Source organism: Streptomyces sp. SID5785, from assembly GCF_009870065.1.
GTDB lineage: Bacteria > Actinomycetota > Actinomycetes > Streptomycetales > Streptomycetaceae > Streptomyces.
Genome location: NZ_WWIA01000955.1, coordinates 19,392 through 28,379 on the forward strand (window position 1 = coordinate 19,392; position 8,988 = coordinate 28,379).

At 72.7% G+C, this 8,988-nt stretch carries 8 protein-coding genes and 1 pseudogene; 5 read left to right on the top strand and 4 right to left on the bottom strand.

What is annotated here, in order from left to right; genetic code table 11:
• Positions 1 to 177: 177 nt before the first annotated feature.
• The gene (locus tag GTW43_RS31110) at positions 178 to 684 is read left to right on the top strand and encodes an ATP-binding protein (protein WP_161305327.1); all 507 of its coding nucleotides are present in this window, start codon (positions 178 to 180) and stop codon (positions 682 to 684) included.
• A gap of 16 nt (positions 685 to 700) precedes the next feature.
• Here GTW43_RS31110 and idi read toward each other — a convergent pair whose 3' ends face one another.
• The 4 genes from idi to galE form a co-directional block, all read right to left on the bottom strand.
• Positions 701 to 1,294, bottom strand: a complete 594-nt coding sequence (gene idi, locus GTW43_RS31115; protein WP_161305322.1) for an isopentenyl-diphosphate Delta-isomerase — start codon at positions 1,292 to 1,294, stop codon at positions 701 to 703.
• Positions 1,295 to 1,420: 126 nt separating this feature from the next.
• Positions 1,421 to 2,677, bottom strand: a complete 1,257-nt coding sequence (locus tag GTW43_RS31120; protein WP_161305323.1) for a GNAT family N-acetyltransferase — start codon at positions 2,675 to 2,677, stop codon at positions 1,421 to 1,423.
• 166 nt (positions 2,678 to 2,843) lie between these two features.
• Positions 2,844 to 3,785: a cation diffusion facilitator family transporter gene (locus GTW43_RS31125; protein ID WP_161305324.1), complete on the bottom strand. Its 942-nt coding sequence runs from the start codon at positions 3,783 to 3,785 to the stop codon at positions 2,844 to 2,846.
• Between the two features lie 164 nt (positions 3,786 to 3,949).
• Positions 3,950 to 4,933 carry a UDP-glucose 4-epimerase GalE gene (galE, locus tag GTW43_RS31130; protein ID WP_161302862.1) on the bottom strand — a complete coding sequence of 328 codons (984 nt, stop codon included), beginning with the start codon at positions 4,931 to 4,933 and terminating at the stop codon, positions 3,950 to 3,952.
• Positions 4,934 to 5,227: 294 nt separating this feature from the next.
• Here galE and GTW43_RS31135 point away from each other — a divergent pair, with 294 nt between their 5' ends.
• From GTW43_RS31135 to GTW43_RS31150, 4 genes and pseudogenes are all read left to right on the top strand, one after another.
• The gene (locus tag GTW43_RS31135) at positions 5,228 to 7,000 is read left to right on the top strand and encodes a DUF5941 domain-containing protein (RefSeq protein WP_161302864.1); all 1,773 of its coding nucleotides are present in this window, start codon (positions 5,228 to 5,230) and stop codon (positions 6,998 to 7,000) included.
• The gene (locus GTW43_RS31140; protein WP_161302861.1) at positions 6,997 to 7,749 is read left to right on the top strand and encodes a phosphocholine cytidylyltransferase family protein; all 753 of its coding nucleotides are present in this window, start codon (positions 6,997 to 6,999) and stop codon (positions 7,747 to 7,749) included. The genes GTW43_RS31135 and GTW43_RS31140 overlap by 4 nt, the downstream gene beginning before the upstream one ends.
• The gene (locus GTW43_RS31145; protein ID WP_161302860.1) at positions 7,737 to 8,804 is read left to right on the top strand and encodes an iron-containing alcohol dehydrogenase family protein; all 1,068 of its coding nucleotides are present in this window, start codon (positions 7,737 to 7,739) and stop codon (positions 8,802 to 8,804) included. The genes GTW43_RS31140 and GTW43_RS31145 overlap by 13 nt, the downstream gene beginning before the upstream one ends.
• Positions 8,782 to 8,988 (top strand): annotated as a pseudogene (locus GTW43_RS31150) (CDP-alcohol phosphatidyltransferase family protein); the annotation flags it as partial. The gene GTW43_RS31145 and the pseudogene GTW43_RS31150, both read left to right, overlap by 23 nt.

Sequence of the window (8,988 nt, forward strand, 5' to 3'; positions counted from 1 at the left end):
AAAAGCCCGGAACGGTGAAGAACCGGGACAGGATCGGTCGTGCCGTCGCCCCTGGCATACGCCAACGGTCAGATTCCGTCGATAGTCGCCGACTTGTGGTCAGTGGTGCGGTCCGGACCAGCGGATTCCCACACTCGAAGGGTGGTGACAATCGAGCGCAAGGGCGGCGACCGGACGATGAGCGACACCGGACGGGACTCCCGTCCACGTCCTCAGGACAGCGGCGGAGTGCCGCCCGGACCGGCCACGGCGGCCCCGCTGCCCTACGAGGGGGTCTGGCGGTTCACCGCGCAGGCGGTCGACGCCTCCGTGCCGCAGGCCCGCCGCGCGGTGCGCGAACTCCTCGCGCGGCAGGGCGTGCCCGTCTCCGACGACCTCGTGCACGGCCTGCTCGTGATCGTGTCCGAGCTGGTCACCAACGCGGTGCGGCACGCGGCCCTGCTCTCGCCCATGCTCGCCGTCGAGGTCGCCGTCGGCGCGGAGTGGGTGCGCGTCTCCGTCGAGGACGACCACCCTTACCGGCCGACGGCCCTGGAGGCGACCAGCGGGCAGACCGGCGGCCGCGGGCTGCTCCTCGTCCGGGAGATCACCGCGGAGGCGGGCGGAGTCTGCGACGTCGAGCACACCGCGAGCGGGGGCAAGGTGATCTGGGCCGCCCTGCCCCTCGCGCCCGCGGTGACCTGACCGCCCGCGGCGGGCGCTACCAGCCGGCCGACGGGCCCGTCAGCTCACGCACCGCGGGCCGCGCCGCGTCGAGCACGGTCATGAACCACGACGAGAACGGGTCGCGCGCGTGCCGCTCGGCCAGCTCGTCGGCCGTCACGAACGCGGTCGCCCCGACCTCGTCCGGGTCCGGGGCGAGCCGCGCCTGCACCATTCCGACGAACAGGTGGTTGAACTCCTGCTCCACCAGGCCCGAGTCCGGGTCCGGGTGGTTGTAGCGCACGGTGCCCGCCTCCGCCATCAGCGACGGCGAGACCCCCAGCTCCTCGAACGTGCGCCGGGCGGCCGCCGCGAACGGCGCCTCGCCCGGGTACGGGTGCCCGCAGCAGGTGTTCGACCAGACGCCGGGGGAGTGGTACTTGCCCGGCGCTCGCTGCTGGAGCAGCAGGCGGCCCTGCTCGTCGAAGAGGAACACGGAGAACGCCCGGTGCAGTTGCCCCGGCGGCTGATGGGCCGCGAGCTTCTCCGCGGTGCCGATCGTCCTGCCGTCCTCGTCGACGAGTTCCAGCAAGATCGCTTCTCCGGTGCCGTTCGACGAACTGTGCGCCGCGGTGGCAGGTGTGATCGGCATACCCATCCTTCGCTTCGGTCCTCGAGCCCCAAGTCTGCCGTACGGGACGAAATGTGCCCGCACGGCGCGATCCCCCGCATGTCCCGCCCGGCCGGGCCGCCGGGCGGGACCACCGTAGGGCGCGGGTCAGACGCCGAACGCGGCCGGGTAGGTGATCGTGCCCCGCGGGATCGGCGCGGAATCGCCGTCCGGGGCGAGGACCAGCGCGGTCAGCGCCTCGTCCGGCACCTCGAACGGCGCGCTGACGCCGAACCCGGACGCGGGCGTGAACCCGAACCGCGGGTAGTACTCCGGATGCCCGAGCACCACGACGAACCGCTCACCCCGCGCGCGGGCGGCATCGAGCACCGCCCGGACGACGGCCGACCCGGCGCCGGTGCGCTGGTGCTCCGGCAGCACGGCCACCGGGGCGAGCGCGGCGGCCGGCGCCCCGCCCACCGTGCAGCGCGTGATCAGCGCGTGCGCGGCGACCGAGCCGTCCGGCGCCTCGGCGACGTACGAGAGCCCGTCCAGCCAGGCCGTCGCGTCGGCGCGCAGCGCGTCCACGAGATCGGCCTCGTCCGGGGTGGGGAACGCCGCGCTGTTGACCGCGTGCACCGCCTCCCGGTCCTCGGCCGTCTCGGGCCGGGTCGGCCAGGCCCCGGCCGGGCGCAGCGCGTACCCGGTGTACCCGTACTCGCCGCCGTGCTCGCGTCGCATCGCGAGCTCGGCGCGCGTCGCCGCGAGCGCCTCGGCCATCCCGGGCCGGGCCGGATCCGCGGCCCCGGCCCGCTCGGCGAGCGGCCCGTAGTACTCGTCCCAGTCGCTCTCGGGCTGGTGGTGGACGCCGAGTACGGAGTACCCGGCGGCCGTGCACGCCCGCAGGTTCTGCGCACTCGTGCGCAGCTCGGCGTGCTCGTCCCAGAAGGCACGGGCCTCGGGGGAGGGGGTGTCGACGGTCCACTCGCACTCGGTGAGCACGAGCGTGCCGCCCGGCGCGAGCAGCGGGCGCCACCGCGCGAGGGCGGTGTCGAAGCCGATGCTGTACGCCGAGCTCTCGGCCCAGACGAGGTCGAAGGAGCCCGCCGGGTACGGCAGGTCGCCCATGTCGGCGGCGACCGCGTGCACCCGGTCGGCGAGACCGCGCTCGCGCGCGGCGGTGCGCAGTTCGCCGAGGAACGGCTCGTGCAGATCGACGGCGGTCACCTCGCCGCCGGTCGCCTCGGCGAGCAGCAGCGCGGAGCGGCCCGGGCCGCAGCCCAGGTCCAGGATGCGCGGGCGGTCGGGCAGCGGGCCCGCGAAGGAGAGCAGCTGCCGCGTGGTGGCGTCGGAGCCGGGGCCCTGCCGGGGGAGTCCGTGGTGCAGGGCGAAGAAGGAATCACGTACGACGGTGTCGTCGGTCAAGGCGAGAACCTTTGTGAAGGGGCCCGGCCGACGGCGCGCGGGAGCGCGGAACGAATCAGCCGGTGACCCGGAGAGTGGGGATGCACCTGTCGCTGCGCACGGCAGCGGTCACCGCGACGACAGTCATCAACCCACCTCCTGAGGAATGTCCGACAATCTAACACGCTCAGTGGCAGAGCCGCGCCTCGTGCTCGGCGTGACCGCTGGGCTCCAGCTGGAACGTGCAGTGCTCGACGTCGAAGTGGTCGCCGAGGCAGCCCTGCAGCTCGTGCAGCATCTTCTCGTTGCCGATGGCGCTCAGCACGTCCTGGCTGACCACGACGTGCGCGGAGAGCACCGGCATGCCCGAGGTGATCGTCCAGGCGTGCAGGTCGTGCACGTCCTCGACGCCCGGCAGGGCGGTGATGTGCGCCCGTACCTGCGCCATGTCGACGCCTTTGGGGGCGGACTCGAGCAGCACGTTGAGCGTCTCGCGCAGCAGCTTGACCGTGCGGGGGACGATCATCAGGCCGATCACCAGCGAGGCGATCGGGTCCGCGGGCTGCCAGCCGGTGGTGATGATCACCGCGGCGGAGATCAGCACCGCGACCGAGCCCAGCGCGTCCGCGGCGACCTCCAGGAACGCGCCCCGGACGTTCAGCGACTCCTGCTGGCCCTTGACCAGCAGCGACAGCGAGATCATGTTGGCCACGAGGCCGATCAGGCCGAACACGACCGTCAGGCCGCCCGCCGTGTCCGCGGGCTCCACGAAGCGCTGGACCGCCTCGTAGAGCACGTATCCGCCGACGCCGAGGAGCAGCAGGCAGTTCGCGAGCGCGGCCAGGATCTCCGCGCGGGCGTAGCCGAACGTGCGCTGGTCGCTCGCGGGGCGGTTCGCGAAGTGGATGGCGAGCAGGGCCATGCCGAGGCCGAGCGCGTCCGTGGCCATGTGGGCGGCGTCGGCGACGAGGGCCAGGGAGTCGGCGACGACGCCGCCGACGATCTCCACCACCATCACGGTCAGGGTGATCCCCAGGGCGACACGCAGCCGACCGCGGTGGGCCGCCGCCGCCGTCCCCGTCGTGGGGCCGTGCGCGTGCCCGTGGTCGTGGCTGTGCCCGACACCCATCGAAACCGCCCTCCGTCCGGATCCGTGCGCCGCCCCGGTCCGGGCGGCGCACTCCAGTCAACTACGGGGAGGGGGTATCTGCAAACATGGCGGTGAACACCGTTGTCATGTGCTCTGACCTGCGGAAATGCTCTGGCATGTCCGCAGGTCAGCGCGGTGCGCGATCACGTCGCGGATGCCTCCGGATGCCGCAGGCACCAGCCCTCCCACGCAGAGACGATCATGTCCCGCACCGAGCGCGTGGCGCTCCAGCCGAGCTCCTTCTCGGCCAGCGCGGTGGCGCCGACCGCGCGCGGGGCGTCCCCGGGGCGGCGCGGCTCGACCAGCGCGGGCGTGCCGATCCCGGTGACGTCGGCGATGACGTCGACCAGCTCGCGCACGGACGCGCCCCGGCCGGTGCCGATGTTCACCGTCAGATCGCCGCTCACGTCCGGGCGGGAGAGCCGCCGCGCGGCCGCCAGATGCGCCTCGGCGAGGTCCGCGACGTGCACGTAGTCCCGGATGCAGGTGCCGTCAGGGGTCGGGTAGTCGTCACCGAAGATGCGCGGGGCCTCGCCGCGGGTGAGGCGGTCGAAGACCATCGGGATCACGTTGAAGACGCCGGTGTCCGCGAGGGCGGGCTCCGCCGCGCCCGCCACGTTGAAATAGCGCAGGCAGGTCGTGGCCATGCCGTGCGCCTGCCCGGCCGCCCGCACCAGCCACTCGCCCGCCAGCTTCGTCTCGCCGTACGGGTTCACCGGCGCGCAGGGCGTCGACTCCGTGATCAGGCCCGTGTCCGGATTGCCGTACACCGCAGCCGACGACGAGAACACGAAGCGGCGCGCACCCGCCGCGGCGACCGTCTCGAGCAGTGTCGCGAGGCCGCCCACGTTGTCCCGGTAGTAGCGCTCGGGCTGCTCCACGGACTGCCCGACCTGCTTGTGCGCCGCGAGGTGCACCACACCGGTCACCTCGTGCCCGGCGCACACCCGGCGCACCAGGTCCGCGTCGAGGGCCGAGCCCCGCACCAGCGGGACGTCCGCCGGCAGCCGGTCCGGCACCCCCGTCGTCACGTCGTCCACGACGACCACGCGCTCGCCCGCGTCCGCCATGGCCCGTGCCACATGTGCCCCGATGTATCCGGCTCCGCCGGTGATCAGCCACGTCATGGCGCACCACCCTAAGCGGGCCCCCGTAAGGGCGGGGTTTGTGGCCCGGGCACTTGATCGACAATGATGAACGGGCGGCCCGTGGCCCGCCGGACCCCGGCGACGCCTGCGCAGACCGCGACGGACAGGGGCCGATCGGGGCGTAAACGGGCGGTGAACGTCCGCTTGTCGTCATCCGATAACCTCTGCCGACATGCCGCCCGGCCGACCCCGCTCCGCAGGGTCCTCCAGGGTGCCCCCATCGTGCAGGAGACTTCGGCGCGCCCGCGTGCCGGCACCGAGGAGTGAGTTCGTCTGTCGACCGCCATCGTCACCGGTCAGCCGGTGCCCGGCTCGTCCCTCGAGGGCGATCTGCGGGCCCTCGGCTTCGACGTACGACCGGTCCCCGACCCGGCGGACGCCGCAGCGGCGCTCGCCGGTGTGCCCGGGGACCAGCGCGTCGCGGTCGTCGACGCGGGCTTCGTGGGCCATGTCCACGCCCTGCGCCTCGGCCTCACCGACCCGCGCTTCCCCGCGTCCGCGATCCCCGGCGCCGTCACCGCGCAGCCGGCGGCCCGCCCGGCGCTCGAGGAGGCCGTCAAGGAGGCCGGGACCGTCCCCGACGCCGTGGCGGACCGGCTGGCGGCCGCCGGAACCGACGTGCACCGCCCCGAGCTGGGTGAGCTCGTCGCCGCCGTGCCCGCCGACCCGCAGGCCAGGAACGAGGTCCGCCAGTCCGTCGCCGCCGTCGACGACGAGGCGATCAGGCTGCGCACCGCGGTCAAGGCCAGGGACGGCTTCTTCACCACGTACTGCATCAGCCCGTACTCCCGCTACATCGCGCGCTGGTGCGCACGGCGCGGCCTGACCCCGAACCAGGTCACGACCGCCTCCCTGCTCACCGCGCTGATCGCGGCGGGCTGCGCGGCCACCGGCACCCGGATCGGCTTCGTCGCCGCGGGCGTGCTGCTCCTCTTCTCCTTCGTCCTGGACTGCACCGACGGGCAGCTCGCCCGCTACTCGCTGCAGTACTCGACGCTGGGCGCCTGGCTCGACGCCACGTTCGACCGCGCCAAGGAGTACGCCTACTACGCGGGGCTCGCGCTCGGCGCGGCCCGCGCGTCCGGCGGCGGTGACGACGTGTGGGCGCTCGCGCTCGGCGCGATGGTCCTGCAGACCTGCCGGCACGTCGTCGACTTCTCCTTCAACGAGGCGAACCACGACGCCACGGCCAACACCAGCCCCACCGCCGCCCTCTCCGACAAGCTCGACAGCGTCGGCTGGACGGTCTGGGTGCGCCGCATGATCGTGCTGCCGATCGGCGAGCGCTGGGCGCTCATCGCGCTGTTCACCGCGTTCACCACCCCGCGCATCACCTTCTACATGCTCCTGATCGGCTGCGCTCTCGCCGCCTGCTACACGACCGCGGGCCGCGTCCTGCGCTCGCTGACCCGCCGCGCCCACCGCACGGACCGGGCCGCCGAGGCCCTCGCCGACCTGGCCGACTCCGGCCCGATCGCCCGGGCGGTCGCCCGGACCGGCAGGAGTGCCGCGGCCCCCGTCGTCGCCGCGCTCGGCGGCGTGGCGGTCGTCACCGTGAGCGCGCTCACGGACTTCGGCAGCGTCTGGCCCGTGGTCGCCGCGGCCGTGTACTGCGTCACGTCCGGACTGGCCGTCGCGCGCCCCCTCAAGGGCGCCCTCGACTGGCTCGTTCCCCCGGTGTTCCGGGCCTCCGAGTACCTCACGATCCTGGTCCTCGCGGCCCGCGCGGACGTGAACGGCGCCCTGCCCGCGGCTTTCGGACTGGTGGCGGCGGTCGCCTACCATCACTACGACACGGTGTACCGCATCCGCGGCGGCACCGGCGCGCCGCCCCAGTGGCTGGTGCGGGCGACCGGCGGTCACGACGGCCGGACGCTGGTGGTCGCCGTGCTGGCCGCACTGCTCGGCAACACAGATTTCACCGTCGCGCTCACGGTCTGCGCCGTGTTCGTGGCACTCGTGGTGCTCGCCGAGAGCATCAGCTTCTGGGTCGCCTCCGCCCGCCGGGGTGCACCCGCCGTACACGATGAAGGAGAACCCGCATGATCGGCCTCGTCCTGGCCGCCGGCGCCGGCAGCCGGCTCCGTCCCTACACCGAGACGCTTCCCAAGGCGCTGGTGCCCGTCGTGGGCGAGGGGACCGACAACGAGCTCTCCGTCCTCGACCTCACCCTCAAGAACTTCGCCGAGATCGGCCTCACGGAGGTCGGCATCATCGTCGGCTACCGCAAGGAGGTCGTCTACGAGCGCCAGGCGGCGCTGGAGGCGAAGTACGGCCTGAAGCTGACGCTCATCGAGAACGACGTCGCCGAGAAGTGGAACAACGCCTACTCCCTGTGGTGCGGCCGCGACGCCATCAAGCACACGGTGATCCTCGCCAACGGCGACACCGTGCACCCGGTCTCCGTCGAGAAGACCCTGCTCGCCGCCCGCGGCGACGGCAAGAAGATCATCCTCGCGCTCGACACGGTGAAGAACCTGGGCGACGAGGAGATGAAGGTCGTCGTGGACCCCGCCAAGGGCGTCCAGAAGATCACCAAGCTCATGGAGCCGGCCGAGGCCACGGGCGAGTACATCGGTGTCACCCTCATCGAGGGCGACGCGGCCGACGCGCTCGCCGACGCCCTCAAGGCCACCTACGAGCGCGACCCGCAGCTGTACTACGAGGACGGCTACCAGGAGCTCGTGAACCGCGGCTTCAAGGTCGACGTCGCCCCGATCGGCGACGTCCCGTGGGTCGAGATCGACAACCACGAGGACCTCGCCAAGGCCCGGGAGATCGCGTGCCAGTACTGACCCGGCTGATGCCGAGCCCGGTCGTCGTCGACATCCGGGCCGGCGCGCTGGACGATCTGGCCACGATTCTGACCGACCAGCGCATCGCGCCGACCGGCAAGCTCGCCTTCGCCATCAGCAACGGCGGCTCCGGCCGGTTGCTCAAGGAGCGGTTCGAGGCGTCCTTCCCCGGGGCGGACTGGTTCGACGACGCCGACGGCACCATCGACGGCGCCGTCAAGCTCGCCGACTCGATCAAGAAGGGCGGCCGCTACGACGCGGTCGTCTCCCTGGGCGGCGGCAAGGTCGTCGACTGCGCGAAGTACGCGGCGGCCCGCGTGGGCCTGCCGCTGGTGGCCGTCGCCACCAACCTCGCGCACGACGGCCTGTGCTCGCCGGTCGCGACGCTCGACAACGACGCGGGCCGCGGTTCGTACGGTGTGCCGAACCCGATCGGCGTGGTCATCGACCTGGACGTCATCCGCGACGCTCCGGTCCGGTTCGTCCGGGCCGGCATCGGCGACGTGATCTGCAAGATCTCCGCCGTGGCGGACTGGGAGCTGTCGCATCAGGTCAACGGCGAGCAGGTCGACGGCCTGGCCGCCGCCATGGCCCGCCAGGCCGCCCACGCGGTGCTGCGCCACCCCGGCGGCATCGGCGACGACGACTTCCTGAGCGTGCTCGCCGAGTCGCTGGTGATGTGCGGTCTCGCGATGTCCGTCGCCGGTGACTCGCGGCCCGCCTCGGGCGCCTGCCACGAGATCTGCCACGCCTTCGATCTGCTCTTCCCCAAGCGCAACGCGCAGCACGGGGAGCAGTGCGGGTTCGGCGGTGCGTTCGCCACGTACCTGCGGGGCGACCACGACACCGCGAAGGAGATGGTCGCGACGCTGCGTCGGCACGGCCTTCCGGTCCTCGCGCAGGAGATGGGCTACAGCGACCAGGACCTCGTGGACGCCGTGCTCTTCGCTCCGCAGACCCGGCCGGGCCGCTACACGATCCTCGAACACCTCGACCTGTCCGCCGACCAGATCAGGGACGCCTACGCCGACTATGCAAAAGCCATCGGTAGCTGAGCTGCGCCCGGTCGTCCACCCCGCCGGGGTGAAGGACCGCCGCAGCGGTGAGCACTGGATGGGCCGGCTCTACATGCGCGAGGTCTCGCTGCGTGTGGACCGCCACCTGGTGAACACCAAGGTCACGCCCAACCAGCTGACCTACCTGATGACGGTGTGCGGAGTCCTCGCGGCCCCCGCGCTA